This window comes from Deefgea piscis, from assembly GCF_013284055.1.
Lineage (GTDB): Bacteria > Pseudomonadota > Gammaproteobacteria > Burkholderiales > Chitinibacteraceae > Deefgea > Deefgea piscis.
Map to the genome: position 1 here is coordinate 808,559 of NZ_CP054143.1, position 24,294 is coordinate 832,852.

General features: G+C 46.0%; 29 protein-coding genes. All 29 read right to left on the reverse strand.

Annotated elements, in window-relative coordinates; all coding sequences use genetic code 11:
• Positions 1-5 precede the first annotated feature (5 nt).
• The 29 genes from rplF to secE all read right to left on the reverse strand — a co-directional run bounded on the left by rplF (position 6) and on the right by secE (position 24,285).
• Entirely contained in the window at positions 6-539 is a 534-nt protein-coding gene (gene rplF / locus HQN60_RS03905) for a 50S ribosomal protein L6 (protein ID WP_173532436.1), read from the reverse strand.
• Positions 540-551: 12 nt separating this feature from the next.
• Positions 552-944 carry a 30S ribosomal protein S8 gene (gene rpsH / locus HQN60_RS03910; protein ID WP_173532437.1) on the reverse strand — a complete coding sequence of 131 codons (393 nt, stop codon included), beginning with the start codon at positions 942-944 and terminating at the stop codon, positions 552-554.
• Positions 945-959: 15 nt separating this feature from the next.
• A complete protein-coding gene (gene rpsN, locus HQN60_RS03915) occupies positions 960-1,265 on the reverse strand; it encodes a 30S ribosomal protein S14 (RefSeq protein WP_173532438.1) in 306 nt (101 codons plus the stop codon).
• 7 nt (positions 1,266-1,272) lie between these two features.
• A complete protein-coding gene (rplE, locus tag HQN60_RS03920; protein WP_173532439.1) occupies positions 1,273-1,812 on the reverse strand; it encodes a 50S ribosomal protein L5 in 540 nt (179 codons plus the stop codon).
• Positions 1,813-1,823: 11 nt separating this feature from the next.
• The gene (gene rplX / locus HQN60_RS03925) at positions 1,824-2,144 is read right to left on the reverse strand and encodes a 50S ribosomal protein L24 (RefSeq protein ID WP_173532440.1); all 321 of its coding nucleotides are present in this window, start codon (positions 2,142-2,144) and stop codon (positions 1,824-1,826) included.
• Between the two features lie 12 nt (positions 2,145-2,156).
• On the reverse strand, positions 2,157-2,525 hold the full coding sequence (rplN, locus tag HQN60_RS03930; RefSeq protein WP_173532441.1) for a 50S ribosomal protein L14: 369 nt from the start codon (positions 2,523-2,525) through the stop codon (positions 2,157-2,159).
• 194 nt (positions 2,526-2,719) lie between these two features.
• Positions 2,720-2,983: a 30S ribosomal protein S17 gene (rpsQ, locus tag HQN60_RS03935; protein ID WP_173532442.1), complete on the reverse strand. Its 264-nt coding sequence runs from the start codon at positions 2,981-2,983 to the stop codon at positions 2,720-2,722.
• 1 nt (position 2,984) lies between these two features.
• On the reverse strand, positions 2,985-3,173 hold the full coding sequence (gene rpmC / locus HQN60_RS03940; protein WP_173534589.1) for a 50S ribosomal protein L29: 189 nt from the start codon (positions 3,171-3,173) through the stop codon (positions 2,985-2,987).
• Positions 3,173-3,589: a 50S ribosomal protein L16 gene (gene rplP, locus HQN60_RS03945; RefSeq protein ID WP_173532443.1), complete on the reverse strand. Its 417-nt coding sequence runs from the start codon at positions 3,587-3,589 to the stop codon at positions 3,173-3,175. Before rplP ends, rpmC begins: the two co-directional genes overlap by 1 nt.
• The gene (rpsC, locus tag HQN60_RS03950; RefSeq protein WP_173532444.1) at positions 3,573-4,277 is read right to left on the reverse strand and encodes a 30S ribosomal protein S3; all 705 of its coding nucleotides are present in this window, start codon (positions 4,275-4,277) and stop codon (positions 3,573-3,575) included. Before rpsC ends, rplP begins: the two co-directional genes overlap by 17 nt.
• 10 nt (positions 4,278-4,287) lie before the next feature.
• Positions 4,288-4,617: a 50S ribosomal protein L22 gene (gene rplV, locus HQN60_RS03955; protein WP_173532445.1), complete on the reverse strand. Its 330-nt coding sequence runs from the start codon at positions 4,615-4,617 to the stop codon at positions 4,288-4,290.
• 9 nt (positions 4,618-4,626) lie between these two features.
• Positions 4,627-4,902 carry a 30S ribosomal protein S19 gene (gene rpsS, locus HQN60_RS03960; protein ID WP_027469928.1) on the reverse strand — a complete coding sequence of 92 codons (276 nt, stop codon included), beginning with the start codon at positions 4,900-4,902 and terminating at the stop codon, positions 4,627-4,629.
• Positions 4,903-4,907: 5 nt separating this feature from the next.
• The gene (gene rplB, locus HQN60_RS03965; protein WP_173532446.1) at positions 4,908-5,741 is read right to left on the reverse strand and encodes a 50S ribosomal protein L2; all 834 of its coding nucleotides are present in this window, start codon (positions 5,739-5,741) and stop codon (positions 4,908-4,910) included.
• 11 nt (positions 5,742-5,752) lie between these two features.
• Positions 5,753-6,049: a 50S ribosomal protein L23 gene (gene rplW, locus HQN60_RS03970; RefSeq protein WP_203564299.1), complete on the reverse strand. Its 297-nt coding sequence runs from the start codon at positions 6,047-6,049 to the stop codon at positions 5,753-5,755.
• Between the two features lie 5 nt (positions 6,050-6,054).
• Positions 6,055-6,675: a 50S ribosomal protein L4 gene (gene rplD, locus HQN60_RS03975; RefSeq protein ID WP_173532448.1), complete on the reverse strand. Its 621-nt coding sequence runs from the start codon at positions 6,673-6,675 to the stop codon at positions 6,055-6,057.
• Complete coding sequence (rplC, locus tag HQN60_RS03980) at positions 6,675-7,319, reverse strand: 50S ribosomal protein L3 (RefSeq protein WP_173532449.1); 645 nt, start codon at positions 7,317-7,319, stop codon at positions 6,675-6,677. Before rplC ends, rplD begins: the two co-directional genes overlap by 1 nt.
• 152 nt (positions 7,320-7,471) lie before the next feature.
• The gene (rpsJ, locus tag HQN60_RS03985; RefSeq protein WP_173532450.1) at positions 7,472-7,783 is read right to left on the reverse strand and encodes a 30S ribosomal protein S10; all 312 of its coding nucleotides are present in this window, start codon (positions 7,781-7,783) and stop codon (positions 7,472-7,474) included.
• Positions 7,784-7,794: 11 nt separating this feature from the next.
• A complete protein-coding gene (tuf, locus tag HQN60_RS03990; protein WP_173532451.1) occupies positions 7,795-8,985 on the reverse strand; it encodes an elongation factor Tu in 1,191 nt (396 codons plus the stop codon).
• 23 nt (positions 8,986-9,008) lie between these two features.
• Entirely contained in the window at positions 9,009-11,105 is a 2,097-nt protein-coding gene (fusA, locus tag HQN60_RS03995; protein WP_173532452.1) for an elongation factor G, read from the reverse strand.
• Positions 11,106-11,132: 27 nt separating this feature from the next.
• A complete protein-coding gene (rpsG, locus tag HQN60_RS04000) occupies positions 11,133-11,603 on the reverse strand; it encodes a 30S ribosomal protein S7 (RefSeq protein WP_173532453.1) in 471 nt (156 codons plus the stop codon).
• 109 nt (positions 11,604-11,712) lie between these two features.
• On the reverse strand, positions 11,713-12,087 hold the full coding sequence (gene rpsL / locus HQN60_RS04005; RefSeq protein ID WP_173532454.1) for a 30S ribosomal protein S12: 375 nt from the start codon (positions 12,085-12,087) through the stop codon (positions 11,713-11,715).
• Between the two features lie 185 nt (positions 12,088-12,272).
• Complete coding sequence (rpoC, locus tag HQN60_RS04010; RefSeq protein WP_173532455.1) at positions 12,273-16,493, reverse strand: DNA-directed RNA polymerase subunit beta'; 4,221 nt, start codon at positions 16,491-16,493, stop codon at positions 12,273-12,275.
• A 78-nt stretch (positions 16,494-16,571) separates the two neighbouring features.
• Positions 16,572-20,744, reverse strand: coding sequence for a DNA-directed RNA polymerase subunit beta (gene rpoB, locus HQN60_RS04015; RefSeq protein WP_173534590.1), 4,173 nt, complete (start codon positions 20,742-20,744; stop codon positions 16,572-16,574).
• Between the two features lie 200 nt (positions 20,745-20,944).
• Positions 20,945-21,316: a 50S ribosomal protein L7/L12 gene (gene rplL / locus HQN60_RS04020; RefSeq protein WP_173532456.1), complete on the reverse strand. Its 372-nt coding sequence runs from the start codon at positions 21,314-21,316 to the stop codon at positions 20,945-20,947.
• 58 nt (positions 21,317-21,374) lie between these two features.
• On the reverse strand, positions 21,375-21,932 hold the full coding sequence (rplJ, locus tag HQN60_RS04025) for a 50S ribosomal protein L10 (RefSeq protein ID WP_173532457.1): 558 nt from the start codon (positions 21,930-21,932) through the stop codon (positions 21,375-21,377).
• Positions 21,933-22,168: 236 nt separating this feature from the next.
• The gene (rplA, locus tag HQN60_RS04030; protein ID WP_173532458.1) at positions 22,169-22,864 is read right to left on the reverse strand and encodes a 50S ribosomal protein L1; all 696 of its coding nucleotides are present in this window, start codon (positions 22,862-22,864) and stop codon (positions 22,169-22,171) included.
• Positions 22,865-23,296, reverse strand: a complete 432-nt coding sequence (rplK, locus tag HQN60_RS04035) for a 50S ribosomal protein L11 (protein ID WP_173532459.1) — start codon at positions 23,294-23,296, stop codon at positions 22,865-22,867.
• A gap of 84 nt (positions 23,297-23,380) precedes the next feature.
• Positions 23,381-23,914: a transcription termination/antitermination protein NusG gene (gene nusG, locus HQN60_RS04040; protein ID WP_173532460.1), complete on the reverse strand. Its 534-nt coding sequence runs from the start codon at positions 23,912-23,914 to the stop codon at positions 23,381-23,383.
• A gap of 14 nt (positions 23,915-23,928) precedes the next feature.
• The gene (secE, locus tag HQN60_RS04045) at positions 23,929-24,285 is read right to left on the reverse strand and encodes a preprotein translocase subunit SecE (RefSeq protein ID WP_173532461.1); all 357 of its coding nucleotides are present in this window, start codon (positions 24,283-24,285) and stop codon (positions 23,929-23,931) included.
• Between the last annotated feature and the right edge of the window lie 9 nt (positions 24,286-24,294).

The window sequence follows — 24,294 nt, forward strand, 5'->3', positions numbered from 1 at the left end:
CTCGATTACTTCTTCTTGGTTTCTTTGATAACCACAACTTCATCAGCATAACGAACACCCTTGCCTTTATATGGCTCTGGCGAACGGTAGGCACGAATCTCTGCAGCAACCTGACCAATAAGTTGTTTATCGGCACCCTTCAAAAGGATCTCAGTCTGAGTTGGAGTCTCACAAGTAATTCCCTTAGGAATAGCATGAGCAACTGGATGAGAGAAACCTAGTGACAGGTTCAATACTTCACCTTGAGCCTGAGCACGATAACCAACACCAACAAGTGTTAATTTACGCTCAAAGCCCTTAGAAACACCGTTAACCATATTGTTAACTAATGCACGCAAAGTACCAGACATAGAACGAGCAAATTTGCTATTTCCATTGGCTTCGAAAACAACAGAGCCGTTTTCAACTTTGACAGTTACATCAGTAACAATAGGCTGCGCCAAAGATCCTTTTGGACCCTTAACTACGATTTCACCTGCGGCGATATTTACTTCAACGCCAGCCGGAATGGTTACCGGATTTTTAGCTACGCGGGACATTGTGATACCTCATCAAGCAACGATGCACAAAAGCTCGCCACCAACACCATTGGCACGCGCTTTGCGGTCGGTCATCACACCCTTGGATGTAGACACGATCGCCACACCAAGACCATTCATTACATTTGGAATGTCGCCAGCACCGCGGTAATCACGCAGACCTGGTTTTGAAACACGATCAAGACGCTCAATAACTGGGCGACCTGCGTAGTACTTCAATTCAATCGTCAAGACTGGCTTAACATCACCAGCTACAGTAAACGATTCAACATAACCTTCTTCCACTAAGACTTTAGCAATTGCAACCTTCAACTTTGAAGACGGCATAGCTACAGCAGCTTTGTCAGCACGTTGTGCATTGCGGATACGAGTCAACATATCGGCGATAGGATCATGCATTGCCATGTGTTTTCTCTCCTATTACCAGCTAGCTTTGACCAGACCCGGTACTTCGCCCTTGAAAGCGAGTTCACGCAGCTTGCTGCGACCGAGACCGAATTTGCGGAACACGCCACGTGAGCGGCCAGTCAATGTGCAACGATTGTGCAAACGAACTGGTGATGCATTACGTGGGAGTTGCTGGAGTTTCAAGCGGGCTTGGAATTGTTCTTCCTCACTCGCGTTTTGATCGTTAATAACGACCAAGAGCGCTGCACGTTTAGCTGCAAACTTCGCAACTACAGCTACGCGCTTTGCTTCACGATTAATCAGTGCAAGTTTTGCCATGATCGCCTCAAGTCTTAAACGGGAATTTGAATGCAGCGAGCAGAGCACGCGCTTCATCGTCAGTTTTAGCCGTAGTTGTGATCGTGATATTCATACCACGAAGCGCATCAATCTTATCGTACTCAATTTCCGGGAAGATGATTTGCTCTTTCACACCCATGTTAAAGTTGCCACGACCATCGAAGGACTTGCCACCAATACCACGGAAGTCACGTACACGCGGTAACGCGATAGTAACTAGGCGATCAAGGAATTCAAACATACGTTCACGACGCAAAGTCACCTTGCAGCCAACCGGATAGCCATCACGAATCTTAAAACCAGCAATTGATTTTTTAGATTTTGTAACAACCGGCTTTTGACCAGCAATCTTTTGCATATCGCCAACAGCGAAATCCATTACTTTTTTATCTGCAACTGCCTCACCAACACCCATGTTGATGGTGATTTTTTCAATGCGTGGCACTTGCATTACAGACTTGTAGCCGAATTGCTTAACCAACTCGGGAACAATCTGGTTCTCATAAATCTCTTGAAAACGAGCCATCTTGATTCCCCTTAGCCGCCAACCACTTCGCCACTAGACTTGAACACACGCACTTTCTTGCCGTCTTCAAGAGTCTTGAAGCCAACACGATCAGCCTTGCCAGTCGCAGTATTGAAAATAGCCACATTAGATACGTCAACCGACTTAGTCAGCTCAACGATACCACCTTGAACACCGCGCATTGGATTTGGTTTTTGGTGTTTTTTAACGATATTAACACCTTCAACCACAACACGGCCTTCAGCTGGAATAGAAGTAAGAACGATACCGCGCTTACCCTTATCTTTGCCAGTGAGAACGATTACTTCATCGCCTTTGCGAATCTTGTTCATGCTGGATACTCCTTAAAGAACTTCTGGCGCAAGAGACACGATCTTCATAAAGCGTTCTGTACGCAATTCACGCGTAACAGGCCCAAAGATACGAGTGCCAATTGGCTCAAGTTTTGCATTAAGAAGAACGGCTGCATTACCATCAAACTTGATAAGTGCACCATCAGCACGACGAACGCCCTTAGCAGTACGAACAACGACCGCATTGTATACATCGCCTTTTTTGACGCGACCACGAGGAGCAGCATCTTTAATGCTGACCTTGATGATATCGCCGACAGACGCATAACGACGCTTAGAGCCACCAAGCACTTTAATGCACATTACAGAACGCGCACCAGTGTTATCGGCAACATCTAGTTTTGATTGCATTTGAATCATTTAAGACAAACCTCCAACTTAACCCGCTTAATCAGCCTGGCAAACCAGGTGCCCGGCATTACCGAGCCAATAGCGGCTAGTTTTGGATCCCGAAGGGAAAACAGTGCAACCCACAACTGCGGGCTACACAATGAAAGGGGCATTCTACACAAAGCAGAATGCCCTCACAAGCTTTTACGCAAAATTAATTAAAATTAAGCAGCACGAGCCTTTTCAACCAATGCAGTTACTGTCCAATTTTTAGTCTTAGACAGTGGACGGCACTCAGCAATCATGACCAAATCACCATCTGCATACTGATTTGATTCATCATGTGCGTGATACTTTTTAGACTGACGTACCATCTTGCCGTACAGTGGATGCTTAACCAAACGCTCCACCAATACAGTTACGGTTTTGTCCATCTTTGCGCTAACCACTCGACCAGTCAGCGTACGCTTGAGTTTAGCTTCGCTCATATTAAGCCGCCTTCTGATTCAGAACGGTAAGAACACGTGCAACATCTTTACGCACACGCTTGATCTCACTAGTGTTAGCCAATTGGCCTGTCGCATGCTGCATGCGAAGACTAAACTGCGCTTTCAGCAGTGCCGTCAATTCGCCCTTAAGCTCTTCAACGGATTTCTGTTGTAGTTCAGATGCTTTCATCATTGCCCCACTTGACGTGTAACCATGGTAACTGAGAAAGGCAATTTAGCAGACGCCAGGCGGAAAGCCTCACGTGCAACCTCTTCAGATACACCATTCAATTCGTACAATACTTTACCCGGCTGAATCTCAGCAACGTAGTAATCCGGCGAACCCTTCCCTCCACCCATACGAACTTCAGCAGGTTTAGTAGAAATAGGCTTGTCTGGGAATGCACGAATCCAAACACGACCACCACGTTTAATGTAACGTGTAATCGCACGACGAGCAGATTCAATTTGACGCGCAGTTAAACGGCCACGGCTAGTTGCCTTCAAACCGTACTCACCGAACGCAACAGTATTACCACGAGTGGCGATACCAGTATTGCGACCTTTTTGAACCTTACGGTACTTGAGTCTAGTTGGCTGCAGCATTTCGAGGCCCCTTACGTGGTTTCTTCTGTGTTTCTACTGGCTCAGCGGCGAATTTATCACCTGGCTTCACATCACCCTTGTAGACCCAAACCTTAACACCAATAATACCGTAGGTTGTTTTAGCTTCAGAAGTAGCATAATCAATATCTGCACGCAATGTATGCAATGGAACACGACCTTCACGATACCATTCAGTACGTGCAATTTCGATACCATTCAAGCGACCAGAAGACATGATTTTAATACCTTGCGCACCAAGGCGCATTGCATTTTGCATTGCACGCTTCATTGCACGACGGAACATCACGCGTTTCTCAAGCTGAGCAGTAATACTATCAGCAATAATCTGAGCATCAATCTCTGGCTTGCGAACTTCTTCAATATTCACATGCACTGGAACATTCAAGATTTTCTGCAAAGCGAGCTTCAATTGCTCGATATCTTCGCCTTTCTTACCAATTACAACACCAGGACGTGCCGAGTAGATTGTAACTTTTGCATTTTTTGCCGGACGCTCAATCACGATACGACTAACAGCAGCGCCTACCAACTTTTTCTTCAAAAATGCACGAACTTCAATATCTTCGTTAAGCATTTTTGCAAAGTTGCTGCTATTAGCATACCAACGCGAGGACCAATTTTTGGTGACAGGTAAACGAAAACCCGTCGGATGAATTTTCTGACCCATGAGTCGCTCCTTAATCGCCAACAGTCAGCGTAATGTGGCAAGTTTGCTTCTCGATTTTATTGCCACGGCCTTTAGCACGTGCAGTAAAACGCTTCAAAGAAGGCCCTTTATCCACATAAATCGTTTTCACTTTAAGAGTATCGATATCGGCACCCTCATTGTGCTCGGCATTGGCAATAGCCGACTCCAAAACCTTCTTAATTAAAACTGCACCCTTTTTAGGGCTGAAGGCCAGAATATTTAACGCCTGCTCAACGGACTTGCCACGGACGAGGTCAGCGACAAGCCGCGCTTTTTGAGCGGAGAGGCGAGTGTTGCTTAGTACAGCAGATACTTGCATGTCTTCACCTTATCGCTTGGATTTTTTGTCCGCGGCGTGACCTTTAAAAGTACGGGTCAGTGCAAACTCACCCAACTTGTGGCCAACCATGTTTTCATTAACGTAAACAGGAATGTGCTGCTTACCGTTATGCACAGCAATTGTCAGACCAACAAAGTCTGGCAATACCGTAGAACGACGTGACCAAGTTTTAACTGGGCGCTTGTCGTTAGTCGCGCGAACTGCCTCAACTTTTTTCAACAAGTGCAGGTCAACAAATGGACCCTTTTTAAGAGAACGTGCCATTTACATTACCTCTTATTCGCTGGACGACGGCGCACGATCATATTGCTAGTACGCTTATTACGACGCGTACGATAGCCCTTAGCTGGCTGACCCCACGGACTAACTGGAACACGACCTTCACCAGTACGGCCTTCACCACCACCGTGCGGGTGATCCACCGGATTCATCGCAGTACCGCGCACTGTTGGACGAATACCCAACCAGCGCTTCGCGCCTGCTTTACCATATGAACGCAGACTGTGTTCGCCATTACCCACTTCACCGATTGTTGCGCGGCAATCAACATGTACTTTACGAATTTCGCCAGAGCGGAGACGTAACTGAGCATACATGCCATCACGAGCCAACAATTGAACGCTAGTACCAGCCGAACGCGCAATCTGCGCACCCTTGCCAGGCTGCATTTCGATGCAGTGAATTGTCGAACCCACCGGAATATTGCGGATAGGTAGTGTATTACCAACCTTGATCGGAGCATCTGAACCAGATACAACCGTCATGCCTGCACTCAAGCCTTTAGGGGCAATAATGTAAGCACGCTCACCATCCGTATAGCACAACAAAGCAATATTAGCAGTGCGGTTTGGATCGTATTCTAAACGCTCAACTTTCGCGACAATACCATCTTTATTGCGACGGAAATCAACCAAGCGATAATGCTGCTTATGACCACCACCGATATGACGAGTAGTGATGTGACCATTGTTATTACGGCCACCAGTCTTTGATTTCTTAACCAATAAAGGAGCGTACGGTGCACCTTTATGCAAGTCAGGACTTACAACCTTAACGACTGCGCGGCGACCGGGCGATGTCGGCTTAACTTTTACCAATGCCATGTTTAGTCCCCTTATTGCGCAGCTGCAAGGTCAAGTTCTTGACCGGATACTAAGCTTACATAAGCTTTTTTCCAGTCTTTGCGGCGACCATTCGTACGGCCAAAACGCTTAGACTTACCTTTAACATTAACTACGTTGACCGCCTCAACCTTCACTTTAAAGAGAAGTTCAACGGCAGCCTTGATTTCAGCTTTAGTCGCATCGGTAGAAACACGAAATACGACTTGCTCAGCTTTCTCAGCAACCAAAGTGCTCTTTTCAGAAACTATTGGAGCCAAAATCACCTGAAGCATGCGATTTTCTGCAATTTTGATCATGCAAACAACTCCTCAAAAGCCTGTAGTGCATCACGAGTGAACACAACTTTTTTGAAGCGCACCAAACTAACTGGATCTGCCTGAGCCGCTTCCAACACCAAAACATGCGGAAGATTACGGGAAGCCAAATACAGGTTCTCGTCCAATTCTTTGGTCACAATGAGCACGTTATCGAGCTGCATTTCTGCCAATTTTTGAGCAAAAGCCTTAGTCTTAGGTGCTTCTAGGGCAAAAGAATCAACAACGATCAGACGCTCTTCACGCACCAATTGCGACATAATTGTTGCAATACCAGCACGGTACATCTTACGGTTAACTTTATGCGAAAAATTCTCGTCAGGGCTGTTCGGGAATGCACGACCACCACCACGCCACAACGGAGAAGATGTCATACCAGCACGAGCACGGCCAGTACCTTTTTGACGCCATGGTTTTTTAGTTGAATGCTTTACATTACCACGACCCAATTGCGCGCGATTACCGCTACGGGCATTGGCAAAGTATGCAGTTACAACTTGATGAACCAAGGCTTCATTAAATTCACGACCAAACAAGTCATCTGAAGCAGCAACAGCTACTTGAGCCTCGCCTTTCGTATTAACAACTTTAAGTTCCATTATGCACCTGCCTTAACGCTCGAACGAACGATAACGTCATTGCCCTTGGAGCCTGGTACACCACCCTTAACCAGCAACAATTGACGCTCAGCATCAACTCGCACGATTTCAAGGTTTTGCACGGTACGCTGAACATTACCGAGCTGACCAGCCATGCGTTTACCTGGCAAAACACGACCCGGATCTTGCGCTTGACCGATAGAGCCAGCAGAACGATGCGACAGTGAATTACCGTGCGTAGCACGATTAGAAGCAAAATGATAACGCTTGATAACACCAGCCCAACCTTTACCTTGGCTAGTACCAGTAACATCAACCATTTGACCAACACTAAACAACTCAACTGACAAAGCATCACCAGCTTTCAACTCAGCAGCTTTCTCTGCAGGAATACGGAACTCAACGAGTGCCAAACCTGCTTCAACGCCTGCTTTCGCGAAATGACCAGCCTCAGCCTTATTCACTCGACTTGCTTTTTTTGTACCGAAAGTAACCTGAACAGCAGAGTAGCCGTCAGCTTCCAGAGTTTTGATTTGCGTGACGCGATTTGCAGCCATGTCCAACACAGTTACTGGAATGGAAGCACCATCCTCAGCAAATACGCGGGTCATGCCGACTTTGCGACCTACAAGACCTAAGCTCATAGTTATTCCCTTTTCAAGGGCCAGTTACGATTGACTGGCTATGACTATTAAAAAATAAAACGGGCTTGCCACATTAATTGGCAAGCCCGAGATACTAACAAAGTTTATTAACCGTCGCAAGGGCTTTCGCCCTCAACGGCAAAACTGAGTCATTAGTTCAACTTAATCTCAACATCAACACCAGCTGGCAAGTCCAGCTTCATCAATGCATCAACAGTCTTGTCAGTCGGATCAACAATATCCAACATACGCAAGTGAGTGCGAATCTCAAATTGATCACGCGCAGTTTTATTTACGTGTGGTGAACTCAAGATATCATAGCGCTCAATTTTTGTTGGCAAAGGAATTGGACCCTTAACAACTGCGCCTGTACGCTTTGCAGTTTCAACAATTTCTTGAGCCGAACGATCGATCAAAGAATAATCAAAAGCTTTTAAGCGGATACGAATTTTCTGATTTTGCATTTCCAAGTTCCTTAAGCAAGAACAGTGGCAACAACACCAGCGCCAACCGTACGACCACCTTCGCGAATCGCGAAACGCAAACCTTGCTCCATCGCTACTGGGCAGATCAAGGTTACAGTGATTGATACGTTATCACCAGGCATTACCATTTCTGTACCTTCTGGCAATTCAATCGCGCCAGTTACGTCAGTAGTACGGAAGTAGAACTGTGGACGGTAGTTACTAAAGAATGGCGTATGACGACCACCTTCATCTTTAGACAATACATAAATCTCAGCAGTAAACTTAGTGTGCGGAGTAATCGAACCTGGTTTCGCCAAAACTTGACCACGTTGAACGTCTTCACGCTTAGTACCACGAAGCAAGGCGCCGATGTTGTCACCCGCTTGACCTTGGTCAAGCAATTTACGGAACATCTCAACACCAGTACAAGTCGTCTTAACTGTTGGCACAATACCAACGATCTCGATCTCTTCACCTACTTTAACAATACCGCGCTCAACACGACCAGTCACAACAGTACCGCGACCAGAAATTGAGAACACATCTTCAACTGGCATCAAGAACGTACCGTCAATTGCACGCTCTGGTTCAGGAATGTAGCTATCCAAAGCATCTGCCAAGCGGAAGATTGCTGGCTCGCCGTATTCTGATTGATTACCTTCAAGCGCCAAACGAGCTGAACCAGTAATTACTGGCGTATCATCGCCAGGGAAATCGTATTTAGACAACAAATCACGAATTTCCATCTCAACCAATTCAAGCAACTCAGCATCATCAACCAAGTCAGCTTTATTCATGAAAACAATAATATATGGAACACCAACCTGACGAGACAACAAGATGTGCTCGCGAGTTTGTGGCATAGGACCGTCAGCTGCAGAAACAACCAACACCGCACCATCCATCTGCGCAGCACCGGTAATCATGTTTTTCACATAATCCGCGTGACCTGGGCAATCAACGTGAGCGTAGTGACGTTTTTCAGTCTCGTACTCAACGTGAGCAGTATTAATAGTAATACCACGTGCTTTTTCTTCTGGTGCAGAGTCGATAGACGCGTAATCTTTAGCAATACCACCGAATTTTTTCGACAGGATTGTAGTAATTGCAGCTGTCAGCGTTGTTTTACCATGATCCACGTGACCGATTGTACCGACGTTAACGTGCGGCTTAGTCCGTGTAAACTTTTCTTTTGCCATTTTTCAAAATTCCTTAATTAAAATTATTTCTTAGTAACAATTGCATCAGCAATATGCTTAGGCGCAATTGAATAATGCTTAAATTCCATTGAGTATGTAGCACGACCTTGCGACATAGAGCGCAGAGTTGTCGAGTAACCAAACATCTCAGACAATGGAACTTCCGCTTTAATCATTTTTCCGCCGGCAGGATTATCATCCATACCTTGCAATAGACCACGACGAGAAGAAATATCACCCATGATGTCGCCCATGTAATCTTCAGGCGTTTCAATTTCAACGTACATCATTGGCTCAAGAATTACAGGACCAGCACGACGCATAGCTTCTTTGAATGCCATAGAGCCAGCAAGTTCAAAGGCAATTTGCGACGAGTCCACGTCATGGTACGAACCAAATGTCAGGCGAACTTTAACGTCAACAACAGGGAAGCCAGCCAACACACCAGATTTCAGTGTATTTTGGATACCTTTATCAACAGAAGGAATGAATTCACGAGGAATCACACCGCCCTTAATTTCGTCAACAAAGCTATAACCGTTGCCTTCACCAGCCGGTTCAATAGTAATAGTCACATCACCGTACTGACCCTTACCACCGGACTGTTTCGCGTGCTTACCTTGAACATCTGCAGCGACTTGAGTAATGGTTTCGCGGTAGGCCACTTGTGGCGCACCAACGTTTGCATCAACACCAAACTCACGACGCATACGATCAACCAAGATCTCCAAATGCAACTCACCCATGCCAGACATAATTGTCTGACCAGTCTCTTCGTCCGTTTTAACACGGAAAGAAGGATCTTCTTTAGACAAGCGACCCAAAGCTAGACCCATTTTTTCTTGGTCAGCCTTAGTTTTTGGCTCAACAGCAACGTGAATTACTGGCTCTGGGAATACCATGCGCTCAAGAATAATTACATCTTTTAAATCGCAAAGAGTTTCACCAGTTGTTACATCTTTCAAACCGATAGCAGCAGCGATGTCACCAGCGCGAACTTCATCAATTTCTTTACGATCATTTGCATGCATTTGCACAAGACGACCAATGCGCTCTTTCTTGTCTTTGTTTGAATTCAAAACAAAGTCACCAGATTGCAAAGTGCCTGAATACACACGGAAGAATGTTAGCTGACCTACGTACGGGTCGTTCATTAGCTTGAAAGCCAATGAAGAGAACGGCGCGTCATCTGTAGCTTCGCGAGTCACTTCTTGATCACGATCATCCATACCTTTAACTGCATCAATATCTACAGGTGACGGCAAGAACTCGATCACAGCGTCCAACATCCGTTGAACACCTTTGTTTTTGAACGCAGAACCACACAATACAGGCTGAATTTCACAAGCTAAAGTACGGGCACGAATAGCCGCAACAATTTCAGCTTCCGACAATTCGCCAGCTTCGAGGTACTTATTCATCAACTCTTCAGAAGCTTCGGCGGCCGTTTCGACCATTTTTTCGCGCCATTCTTGGGCGACCGATACTAAATCAGCAGGGATATCACCGTAAGTGAAAGTCATACCTTGAGATGACTCATCCCAGATAATTGCTTTCATTTTAAGTAGATCAACAACACCTTCAAACTTATCTTCCGCACCAATAGGAATAACCACTGGTACTGGATTTGCTTTCAAGCGCAATTTCATTTGCTCAACAGCACGGAAGAAGTTGGCGCCTGAACGGTCCATCTTATTCACGAAAGCCAAACGTGGAACTTTGTACTTGTTAGCTTGACGCCATACAGTTTCAGACTGCGGCTGAACACCACCCACAGCACAATAAACCATACATGCACCATCAAGAACACGCATTGAACGCTCAACTTCAATCGTGAAGTCAACGTGGCCAGGGGTGTCAATGATGTTAATCAAATGCTCAGGAAACTGCAGACTCATACCTTTCCAGTATGTGGTCGTAGCAGCAGAAGTGATAGTAATACCACGTTCCTGTTCTTGCTCCATCCAGTCCATAGTGGCTGCGCCATCATGAACTTCACCAATTTTATGGTTAACACCGGTATAAAACAAAACACGTTCTGTTGTGGTTGTTTTACCAGCATCAATGTGAGCGGAAATACCAATATTGCGGTAACGCTCAATAGGGGTCTTGCGAGCCACGGCGATTTCCTTATCTTGATTACGCGATTAGAAACGGAAGTGGGCGAATGCTTTATTAGCATCAGCCATACGATGCACTTCATCGCGTTTTTTCATCGCGCCGCCACGGCCTTCAGCCGCGTCAAGAAGTTCACCTGCTAGACGCAGATCCATTGATTTTTCACCACGTTTACGAGCCGCTTCGCGAACCCAGCGCATCGACAATGCCAGACGACGGCTTGGACGTACTTCTACTGGCACCTGGTAGTTGGCGCCACCGACACGGCGGCTCTTAACTTCAACAACTGGCTTAACATTGCCAATTGCGGTGTTAAAAACTTCAATTGCATCTTTACCAGTCTTTTTCTCGATCTGGGCCAATGCACCATAAACGATACGCTCAGCTACGGCTTTCTTACCATCGAGCATTACAACGTTCATGAATTTTGCGAGTTCTGTGCTACCAAATTTTGGATCTGGCAACACATCACGCTTAGGGACTTCTCTGCGTCTTGGCATAACATACTTCCTTAATGTGACATTCAGCTGGGGACAACCCCGCGGACAACTATAAAATTGCCCACTTACTTGACGACTGCATTAGTAGCCGCCACTCATACGATACAAATTAAGCCTTAGGGCGTTTTGCACCGTATTTAGAGCGAGACTGCTTACGATTTTTAACGCCAGCCAAGTCAAGAGAGCCACGTACGCAGTGATAGCGAACACCTGGCAAATCTTTTACACGACCGCCGCGTAGCAATACAACGCTATGCTCTTGCAGGTTATGGCCTTCACCACCGATGTACGAAATTACTTCGAAACCGTTAGTGAGGCGAACTTTGCATACTTTACGCAATGCAGAGTTTGGTTTTTTCGGAGTTGTTGTATATACACGTGTGCATACACCACGCTTTTGCGGGCAAGCTTCAAGAGCTGGTACTTTGCTCTTCAGTTTTTCCGCAACACGTCCTTTACGAACGAGTTGATTGATAGTTGGCATTGTTTTTCACTTCCTACCGCGTTAAAAAAGACCTTGCCACGACTGTGGCACGGCTATGGTTTCCCTAATGGAAACGCTGCGGAGAGCGATAAAATCGCTCTCCGCAGAAAAAGACTTTGAATTATAAGGAAAAGAATGAATACACGTCAATGCAAACCGACAGATGTCGGCTTGCATCTCAGCATTTATTCAGAAATATTCCCAATTTCAGCGATAACTTCAGCAGCTGCTTCAGCAAAAGGAGCCAAACTTTCGGCTTTTGCTAGTAAACGCTTCCGATTTTTGTGATATGCCAGCCCTGTTCCTGCTGGAATCAAACGACCAACAATGACGTTTTCTTTCAAACCACGCAAATCGTCAACTTTACCCATAATGGCTGCTTCAGTCAGAACACGCGTTGTTTCTTGGAACGATGCAGCAGAAATAAAGGAGTCAGTCGACAATGAAGCCTTAGTAATACCTAAGAGGATATTGTCAAACTTAGCCAATTCCTTACCTTCTTCGGCCAGCTTATCATTCATAATCAGAACTTCAGCACGCTCTACTTGCTCACCTAAGATGAAGTTTGAACCACCTTGATCAGAAATCACGACTCGACGCAACATCTGACGAACAATCACCTCAATATGCTTGTCATTAATCTTCACGCCCTGCAAGCGATAAACCTCTTGCACTTCTTGAACGATGTAACGAGCAAGTGCTTCAATACCTTGTAAGCGCAAGATATCATGTGGATCGATAGGACCATCCACAATGACCTCACCCTGACTAACCACTTGACCATCATGCACCATGACATGCTTGTCTTTGGAAATCAGATATTCATGAGGAACGCCATCCAAATCAGTCAGAACTAGACGCTGCTTACCTTTAGTATCTTTACCAAAGCTAGCGGTACCAGTGATCTCAGCCAACATACCGGCATCTTTTGGTGAACGAGCTTCAAACAACTCTGCTACACGTGGTAGACCACCGGTAATATCACGCGTTTTAGCTGACTCTTGTGGAATACGAGCAAGTACATCGCCCACCCCCACTTGCTGACCATCTTTCACCGTAATGATAGAACCAACTTGGAATGAAATAGTCACCGGAGTATCGGTGCCAGCCAGTTTCATTTCTTGGCCATTCTCATCGAGCAACTTAACTAATGGACGAACGCCTTTTGCTGCAGTTACTTTTGCTTTAGAGGCAATAACCACCAAGGTTGACAAGCCAGTTACTTCATCGACTTGTTTAACAACGGTCATACCTTCTTCGACATTTTCAAATCGAACAATACCTGAATACTCAGTAATAATTGGACGAGTATGCGGATCCCATGTACCTAGTACTGAACCTGCTTTAATGATGTCACCATCTTTAACAGCAAGAGTCGCACCATAAGGTACTTTATGTGTTTCACGCTCACGGCCCACATCATCGAGAATCAATAGTTCAGCAGAGCGTGCAATAACAACCAGCTCATTTTTCGCATTAGTTACATAACGCATATTTGCGCTAAAACCAAGTCGACCATTTGATTTCGCTTCAACCTGGCTAGCAGCAGCAGCTCGTGATGCAGCACCACCAATATGGAACGTACGCATTGTTAACTGTGTACCCGGCTCACCAATTGATTGAGCAGCAATAACACCAACCGCTTCACCGGCATTAACAATTTGCCCACGACCTAAGTCACGGCCATAACATTTTGCGCACAGACCGTAACGTGTCTCGCAAGACAACGGAGTACGTACTACGACTTCATCGATATTGCGGCTTTCAATTTCGTCAACGGCATCTTCATCTAGCAAGTAACCAACTTCATATACAGTTTCTTGAGTTGAAGGATCTACAACATCTTTAACAACGATTCGGCCCAAAATACGATCACGCAATGCTTCAACAACATCACCACCTTGCATAACGGCTTTCATTGCCACGCCATGCTTCGTGCCGCAATCATCTTCAGTAACAACCAAATCTTGTGTCACATCGACCAAACGACGAGTCAAATAACCCGAGTTTGCTGTTTTCAATGCCGTATCAGCCAAACCTTTACGTGCACCGTGCGTCGAAATAAAGTACTGAAGAACCGTCAAGCCTTCACGGAAGTTGGTCGTAATCGGTGTTTCAATAATCGAACCATCCGGCTTCGCCATCAAACCACGCATACCTGCCAACTGACGAATCTGTGCTGGCGAACCACGAGCACCAGAGTCAGCCATCATGTAAATCGAGTTAAACGATTCTTGTTCGTCTTTTTTGCCGTTACTATCGTAAACAGTTTCTTTTGCCAATTGATCCATCATTGCTTTCGCAATTTGATCGCCAGCGCGACCCCAGATATCAACGACCTTATTGTAGCGCTCACCTTGTGTCACCAGACCGGAGCTATATTGCTGCTCAATCTCTTTCACTTCGGCTTGTGCTGCTGCCAACAATTCAACTTTCTTCGCAGGAACCAACATATCATCGACGCAAATCGAGATGCCACCGCGTGTTGAATATGAGAAACCGGTATACATCAGTTGATCAGCAAAAATCACCGTTTCTTTCAAGCCGCAACGACGGAAAGAAGCATTGATCAGCTTACCAATTTCTTTTTTCTTCAATGACTTATCGATATGCGAGAAGGCCAAGCCTTTAGGCAAAATCTCAGACAAAATTGCACGACCCACCGTTGTATCACGACGGACCATCTTGCTTTCCCAGTCGCCCAATTCATTGCGGAACCATTCTTTCAAACGAATAGAAACGCGAGTCTGTAGGGTAACTTCTTTGCTCTGGTAAGCACGCAAAGCTTCAGATACGTCAGCAAGAATCGTCAAACGTTGGCCATCCTCATTGAGGCGCTCACCTTTGGCGTATTTCGCTTCACGCGTCATGTAATACAAGCCCAACACGATATCTTGCGAAGGAACAATAATTGGCTCGCCGTTAGCTGGGGCCAAGACATTATTCGATGCCAGCATCAATGTACGTGCTTCCATCTGCGCTTCAAGCGACAATGGAACGTGAACCGCCATTTGGTCACCGTCAAAGTCAGCATTGAATGCCGCGCAGACGAGTGGATGCAATTGAATGGCTTTACCTTCAATCAGGGTCGGTTCAAACGCTTGAATACCCAAACGGTGCAATGTAGGCGCACGATTCAATAGCACTGGATGTTCGCGGATAACGTCTTCCAAGATATCCCAAACAACAGGCTCTTGACTTTCAACCATTTTCTTCGCGGCTTTAATCGTCGTTGCCAAGCCCATCACTTCCAACTTATGGAAAATAAATGGTTTAAACAATTCCAACGCCATCAATTTTGGCAAGCCACATTGATGTAAACGCAAAGTAGGACCAACGGTAATTACCGAACGACCTGAGTAATCGACACGTTTACCCAACAAGTTCTGACGGAAACGACCGCCCTTACCTTTAATCATATCTGCAAGCGATTTCAACGGACGCTTATTCGCACCAGTCATCGCTTTACCGCGACGGCCGTTATCGAGCAAAGAATCCACAGCTTCTTGCAGCATACGCTTTTCGTTACGAACAATAATTTCCGGAGCGCGTAATTCAAGCAGGCGCTTCAAACGGTTATTACGGTTAATAACGCGGCGATACAAATCATTCAAATCAGAAGTCGCAAAACGACCGCCATCCAATGGCACCAATGGACGTAATTCCGGAGGTAATACCGGCAACACTTCCATGATCATCCACTCTGGCTTGATACCTGAGCGATCGAACGCTTCTAGGACTTTCAAACGTTTAGCGATTTTCTTGATTTTTGTTTCAGAACCAGTGCTATCGAGCTCAGCGCGCAAGTTGCTAATTTCTTGGTCTACATCCATAGATTTTAGCAATTCGCGGACAGCTTCTGCGCCCATCAAAGCGACAAATTCGTCACCGTATTCTTCAACTTTGGTAAAGTAATCTTCTTCTGTCAGCAGCTGACCACGCGTTAGCGGTGTCATGCCTGGCTCAACAACAATAAATGCCTCGAAATACAATACGCGCTCGATATCGCGCAAAGCAATATCAAGTACCATACCCAAACGGCTTGGGAGTGATTTCAAGAACCAGATATGAGCAACAGGCGAAGCAAGGTCGATATGACCCATACGCTCACGACGTACTTTAGACAAAGTAACTTCTACACCGCATTTTTCACAAATTACGCCACGGTGCTTCAAACGCTTGTATTTACCACACAAGCACTCATAATCTTTAATCGGCCCGAAAATACGAGCACAAAACAAACCATCGCGCTCAGGTTTGAACGTACGATAGTTAATGGTTTCTGGCTTTTTCACTTCGCCGAAAGACCAAGAACGGATTTTCTCTGGCGATGCTAAGCCAATTTTAATCGCGTCAAATTCTTCGTCCTGCGCGACTTGCTTGAATAGTTCGAGTAAGCCTTTCATTCCAATATTCTCCAGTGAGGGCGAGTTGTTAGGTGTGAGGCGACCATTAAATAGTCACCTCCCCACACCTCACACAGATCAGTAGGTTTCCAGATCGATGTCGATACCGAGCGAACGGATTTCCTTGACCAATACATTGAATGACTCTGGCATGCCAGCATCAATGCGGTGATCACCCTTCACAATGTTTTCGTAAACTTTAGTACGACCATTCACATCATCGGATTTAACAGTAAGCATTTCTTGCAAGGTGTACGCTGCGCCATATGCTTCCAAGGCCCAAACCTCCATCTCACCAAAACGCTGACCACCAAACTGTGCTTTACCACCCAGCGGCTGCTGAGTCACGAGTGAGTAAGGTCCGGTTGAACGTGCATGCATCTTGTCATCAACCAAGTGATGTAATTTCAAGTAATGCATCACACCAACAGTGACTTTACGCTCGAATGGCTCACCCGTACGACCGTCATACAACTGCATTTGTGTCTTGCTTGAGTTGAAATCCAACTGTTGCGTGCGTTCATCTTCATCTGGATATGCTAAATCAAGCATTTCTTGGATTTCAGACTCATCAGCACCGTCAAACACTGGACTTGCAAAAGTCATGCCGGTACGCAAACCACGCGCCAATGTCATGATTTCAACATCGCTCAGATCACTAATGTCTTCGGCCTTGCCTTTGGATTGATAAATCTTATCCAAGATCTCACGAATCTCAGCAACGTTACGTTGCTCACGTAACATCGCATCAATACGCTGACCGATCCCTTTTGCTGCCCAGCCCAAATGAACTTCGAGAATCTGCCCGATATTCATCCGTGATGGAACGCCCAATGGATTCAAGACAATATCAACAGTTGAACCGTCTGCCATATGTGGCAAGTCTTCAACTGGCAAGATCTTAGAAACCACACCCTTGTTACCGTGACGGCCGGCCATTTTATCGCCAGGTTGTAAGCGACGTTTTACCGCCACATACACTTTAACCATCTTGATCACACCAGGTGGTAACTCATCACCTTGAGTCAATTTACGCTTTTTATCTTCAAAGCGTAACTCAAACTCTTGCTTCATCTGAGCAATCAAATCTTTCATTGCTTCGAGTTGACGCGCGGCTTCTTCTTCAGCCAAACGAATATCGAACCAATCGTGCTTAGAAAGTTGATCGGCCAAGTATTCCGAAGTGATGGCTGTACCTTTCGCTAGGCGTTTAGGACCACCATTTGCAATTTTACCAACGATCATCCGTTCGATACGCTCGAACAAGTCATCATTAACAATACGCAATTGGTCATTCAAGTCTTGACGATAACGACGTAGCTGTTCATCGATAATGGCTTGAGCGCGTTTATCACGTTCAATCCCTTCACGAGTAAACACTTGCACGTCAATAACCGTACCAACCATGCCTGATGGCACGCGCAAGCTAGTATCTTTAACGTCTGAAGCTTTTTCACCGAAGATGGCACGCAGGAGTTTCTCTTCTGGAGTCAGTTGAGTTTCGCCCTTAGGCGTTACTTTACCAACCAGAACATCACCTGCCTCAACTTCAGCACCGATATAAACCACACCAGCTTCATCCAAACGGCCAAGCATGCGCTCAGACAAGTTTGAAATATCACGGGTAATTTCTTCAGGACCAAGCTTGGTATCACGCGCCATCACGTTCAATTCTTCGATGTGAATCGAAGTATAACGATCATCAGCAATGACTTTTTCGGAGATCAAAATCGAATCTTCGAAGTTATAGCCGTTCCAAGGCATGAAAGCGATGGTCATATTTTGACCCAACGCTAACTCACCTAAGTCAGTCGATGCACCATCTGCAACGACATCACCCTTCTCAATCCGATCACCCTTAACAACGATAGGTCGTTGGTTGGTGTTGGTATTCTGATTCGAACGAGTGAATTTAACCAAGTTGTAAATATCGACACCGGTTTCGCCAGCAATCGTTTCGCTATCATTCACGCGAACCACAACACGAGTTGCATCAACGAAATCAACGACACCGCCGCGCAATGCTGTTACAGCAGTACCCGAGTCTGTTGCGCATGTACGCTCAATACCGGTACCAACCATTGGCTTCTCTGCACGCAAGCAAGGCACAGCTTGACGTTGCATGTTGGCGCCCATCAATGCACGGTTGGCGTCATCGTGCTCCAAGAATGGAATCAATGATGCTGCAACAGAAACGATCTGGCTTGGCGCCACGTCCATGTACTGAACGCGATCAGGCGTAGCAACAATCGTCTCGCCCGCTTCACGGCAAGTCACCAATTCATCAGTTAGTTTGCTGTCATCATCCAAGCCAGCATTGGCCTGTGCAATTACATACTTACCTTCTTGAATTGCCGACAAGTATTCAATTTCAAGCGTTGCCTGACCATTGATCACTTTACGATATGGCGTTTCCAAGAAACCATACTCATTAGTACGTGCATAGCAAGACAATGAGTTGATCAGACCAATGTTTGGACCTTCCGGTGTTTCAATCGGACAAACACGACCGTAATGCGTTGGATGCACGTCACGAACTTCAAAGCCTGCGCGTTCGCGCGTCAAACCACCTGGACCAAGCGCCGAAACACGGCGTTTGTGGGTGATTTCAGACAATGGATTCGTTTGGTCCATAAACTGCGACAATTGTGACGAACCAAAGAATTCTTTCACCGCAGCCGATACTGGCTTCGCGTTGATCAAATCATGCGGCATCAAATTGTCTGATTCTGCTTGCGACAAACGCTCTTTAACAGCGCGCTCAACGCGAACCAAACCAGCACGGAATTGATTTTCAGCCAGCTCACCGACTGAACGAACACGACGGTTACCCAAGTGATCGATATCATCGACTTCACCACGGCTATTGCGTAATTCAAGCAAAATACCAATAACAGCAACGATATCTTCAGTTGATAGGATACCAGGGCCTGTGATGCCTTTTTTGCCTGCGCGCTCATAGAAGCGGCGCTGCCAGCCCGGCGCTTTCTCTTCTAAGCGATCAGGATATGCGCGGCTATTGAATTTCATGCGGCCAACAGCAGAAAGATCATAGCGATCTTCATTAAAGAACAAACCTTTAAACAAGGCCTGTACGGCATCTTCTGTTGGCGGCTCGCCTGGACGCATCATGCGATAAATCGCAACGCGTGCTTGCCATTCATCAACGGTTTCATCAGTACGCAGGGTCGCCGACATAAAGCCGCCCTGGTCCAAATCATTGATGTACAAAGTCTGAATTTCTTTTACTTCGTTGCTATCGAGTTTAACCAATAAATCTTCAGTGATTTCATCATTGGCTTTAGCAACAAGCTCGCCCGTTTCTGGACTAATAACCGCAGTCGACAACATACGGCCATACATATAATCCAGTGGAACTGGAATACGTGTCATACCGGCATTAGTGATGTCGCGAATCGTTTTTGCTGTAATACGCTTATCTTTTTGCGCCAATACACGGCCATCATCAGCAATGATGTCAAACTTCGCAACTTCACCACGCAAGCGATCTGGAACTAATTCCCAAAACACGCCATCATCGGTAAGGTAGAAGGTATCTGTATCAAAGAACTCAGCTAAAATCTGCTCAGCCGTATACCCTAATGCTTTAAGCAAAATTGATACCGGCATTTTACGACGACGGTCAATACGGAAGAACAGCAAATCTTTCGGGTCAAATTCGAAATCGAGCCATGATCCACGGTAAGGGATCACACGAGCTGAGAACAATAATTTACCGGAACTATGGGTTTTACCCTTGTCATGCTCAAAGAACACGCCCGGAGAGCGGTGTAACTGAGAAACAATTACACGTTCAGTGCCGTTGATCACGAATGAACCACTACGTGTCATTAACGGGATTTCACCGAAATATACATCCTGCTCTTTGACTTCCTTTACCGTTGGCTTTGCTGCGTCACGGTCCATAATGACCAGACGAACACGAGCACGCAACGGCGCAGCAAAGGTAATGCCACGTTGTTGACATTCGATCACATCGAATGCAGGCTCACCCAAGGAATAATGCACAAATTCAAGACGTGCATATTCATTATGGGAAACGATAGGGAAAATCGAGTTAAACGCAGCCTGCAAGCCAATTTCGCGACGCGCCTCAGTTGGCACACCTAGTTGCAGATATTCGGTATAAGAGTCGATCTGAGTAGCCAGCAGAAACGGCACTTCGAGGACGCTCGCCCGTTTCGCAAAACTTTTGCGAATACGTTTTTTCTCAGTGAACGAGTATTTCATACTCATAAACTCTCCATGGGGTTGGGCGCAATGGACAAACCGCAAAACGCCCGCTTACGGTTGTGAGCGGTTTCTGGTTTGCCAGCTGCAAATTATAATTTGCTCACAACTCAAACAGCCGTAAGCAAGCTCGCAGTATACAAACGCAAAAGGGCAGGCGGATTCCTCCGCCTGCCTGCACTACATTACTTCAAGAACAATTACTTAACTTCAGCAGTAGCGCCGGCTTCGATCAATTTCTTAGCGATTGCATCAGCATCAGCTTTAGACACGCCTTCTTTAACTGCTTTAGGTGCGCCATCAACCAAGTCTTTAGCTTCTTTCAAGCCCAAGCCAGTCACTTCACGAACAACTTTAATCACGCCAACTTTCTGAGCGCCAGCGCCAGTCAAGATAACGTCAAATTCAGTTTGTTCTTCAGCAGCGGCTGCACCAGCAGCAGCAGGACCAGCAACAGCCATAGCTGCAGCAGAAACGCCAAATTTTTCTTCGAATGCCTTAACGAGGTCATTCAATTCCATAACAGTCAAAGCACCTACTGCTTCAAGGATGTCTTCTTTAGTAACAGCCATTTCTAGTACTCCTGAAAATCTTGTCAGATTAAATCAAATTCAAAATTGGTATAAAGCCTTAGGCAGCGTCTGCTGGCGCTTCAGTTGCTGCAACTTCAGCAACAGGAGCTTCTTCAGCAGGAGCAGCATCTTCAGCTTTCTTGGCAGCCAAAGCGCCAAGACCACGAGCAAACGCAGCAACTGGAGCTTGCATAACGCCCAGCAACATCGAGAGCAATTCATCACGGCTCGGGATAGTAGCAAGTTGGGCAACTTCAGCAGCAGTTAATACTTTGCCTTCGTACGAACCAGCAATCACCTTAATCTTCTCATCTTTCTTTGAGAAGTTTTGGAGAACTTTAGCTGCAGCAACTGCGTCTTCAGAAATCGCGTAAACCAGCGGGCCTGACATTTGGTCAGCCAAGCTAGCAAACGGAGTTCCTTCAACAGCACGACGCGCCAAGGTGTTTTTCAAAACACGCAAGAACACGCCAGACTCACGCGCTTGTTTGCGCAATGCAGTCATGCTAGCAACCCCGATTCCACGGTATTCAGCGATAACGATGGTTTGAGCATTTGCAACTACTGCTGCAATCTCAGCCACGACCGCTTTTTTGTCGTCAAGATTCAGACTCAAGGTCAACCTCCATTAGTTAAGTTCAGCGCGAATAATCGCGCCACCCAATCAAACGGCGACCAATATTCAGGAGACTTGTATCAACTAAAATAGTTGATGAGAAGCCTGCATTGGGCACACCGTCTGCGTAGGCTAGCGTTTGGGCGCTGTGATTAAGCTAAATCAATGATTTAGCGCCTACGGTCTTTGACATTTTGCTGCGTGATATCGAAACACCCCGCAGCAACCCAAAGTCTTTATGCTAGTACAGAAGCAGTGTCAACGCGAACGCCTACACCCATCGTGCTAGAAACAGCGATCTTCTTGAAATACACGCCCTTAGAGCTAGCTGGTTTTGCTTTTTGCAAAGCATCAGCCAAAGCTGCCAAGTTAGTTTGCAAATCAGCAGCAGCAAAAGATGCGCGGCCGATTGTTGCGTGTACGATACCACCCTTGTCAGTACGGTATTGAACTTGACCGGCTTTAGCGTTTTTAACCGCTTCAGCAACGTTCGGAGTTACAGTACCAACTTTTGGATTTGGCATCAGACCACGTGGGCCCAAAATTTGACCTAACTGACCAACGATACGCATTGCATCTGGAGATGCAATCACAACGTCAAAGTCCATTACGCCAGCTTTAATTTGTTCAGCCAAGTCTTCAAAACCAACGATATCGGCACCAGCAGCTTTAGCCAATTCAACGTTTGCACCTTGTGTGAACACGGCAACGCGAACTGATTTACCAGTACCTTTAGGCAATACAACAGCGCCACGAACTACTTGGTCTGATTTACGTGCATCGATACCAAGATTGAACGAAACATCGATAGATTCGTTAAATTTGGCTGTAGCAGCAGCTTGCACCAAAGCAATTGCATCAGCAACTGGGTACAATTTATTGCGATCTACAGTAGCGTTCAAAGCCGCTAGACGTTTAGAAACCTTAGCCATTTACACGCCCTCCACGGTAATACCGATTGAACGTGCTGAACCAGCAAGAATACGTACTGAAGCGTCCATATCGGCACCAGTCAAATCTGCTTGCTTAGTTTTAGCGATTTCTTCCAGCTGAGCACGAGTCACAACACCAACTTTGTCTGTGTGTGGCTTAGCAGAACCTTTAGTGATACCAGCTGCTTTTTTCAACAAAATTGTTGCAGGTGGTGATTTCATCACGAAAGTGAATGATTTATCCGCATACGCAGTAATCACAACAGGAATTGGCAAACCTGGCTCAACGCCTTGGGTTGCAGCGTTAAACGCTTTACAAAATTCCATGATATTCAAACCGCGCTGACCCAATGCCGGACCGATAGGTGGCGATGGATTTGCTTTACCAGCGGGCACTTGCAGCTTTACATAGCCGACAATTTTTTTAGCCACGATACAACTCCTAAAAGCGGGTCAAACGCTAGCAACAGCCAGCTCCCCAATGAAAAACGCATTACTGCGTAAAACCAACTCAGATCAGACTTTTTCGACCTGAGAAAATTCTAAATCGACAGGCGTCGCACGACCAAAAATCATCACCGATACTTTCAGACGACTCTTATCGTAATCCACATCTTCAACTGTCGCATTAAAATCAGCAAATGGGCCTTCAGTAACTCGCAAAGACTCACCTACTTCAAACAATACCTTCGGACGTGGTTTCTCAACACCTTCTTGCACTTGCTGCATCATGCGCTCAACTTCTTTCGCAGGAATTGGCATTGGCTTAGTACCACTACCGCCTATAAAACCAGTCACTTTAGGTGTACTCTTCACCAAGTGCCAGCTATCGTCGGTCATATCCATTTCAACAAAAACATAACCTGGGTAAAATTTACGCTCAGTCAGCGCTTTTTTACCATTTTTAATTTCCATCACCTCTTCGACAGGGACCAACACTTGACCAAACAAGTGTGCCATATCCAAGCGATCAATTTTTTCTTTCAATGCTTTCTGAACGCTTTTTTCAAAGCCAGAATACGCATGAACCACATACCAGCGCATACCCATATCGAACCCTCCGTTTATTTACCGCGACCGAGCACGACATCGTAAAACAACCAAGCGAGACCTGAGTCAACCGCCCACATAAACAGAGCCAATACACCGACAAATAAGAAAACAACAGCAGTCACTTGCCATGTTTCTTTTTTGCTTGGCCAAACCACCTTCTGAGCTTCTTTGACTGAATCACGAGCGTAATCAACAAAAGTGCGACCTAATGTAGTAAACCACATTACCGCACCTGCAGCCACCACACCTACCGCGACACACAAAGACCCCAAAAAGGATTGACCCGCTGGAACCATATAAAAACCCGCAACACCCAACAACACTAGGGCAAGGGCAGCTACTACTTTTAGTCGTTCTATGCTTTGCATTGCTTTATC